We start from the raw sequence: 360 nt of genomic DNA on the forward strand, positions 1-360 counted from the left end.
GATCATGTACGGGCAGGACCGGCTGACCAAGCCGCTGCTGCGCATGAAAAACGGACAGTACGACAAGAACGGCGAGTTCCAGCCCGTGATCATGTACGGGCAGGACCGGCTGACCAAGCCGCTGCTGCGCATGAAAAACGGACAGTACGACAAGAACGGCGAGTTCCAGCCCGTGACCTGGGACAAGGCGTTCGACGTGATGGCCGCCCAGTTCAAGCGCGTGCTGAAGGAGAAAGGCCCCACGGCGGTCGGCATGTTCGGCTCGGGCCAGTGGACGATCTGGGAGGGCTACGCCGCCTCCAAGCTGATGAAGGCCGGTTTCCGCACGAACAATATCGACCCGAACGCCCGTCACTGCAT

The 360-nt window shown here is 61.9% G+C and carries 1 protein-coding gene; it reads left to right on the forward strand.

Translation table 11 applies throughout. The features are described from left to right. Positions 1-360, forward strand: a 360-nt coding sequence (locus AC1DBN_RS21605) for a molybdopterin-dependent oxidoreductase (RefSeq protein ID WP_477724217.1), incomplete at both ends; no start/stop codon positions are given.

The organism is Pseudarthrobacter sp. 10T415, from assembly GCF_056394175.1.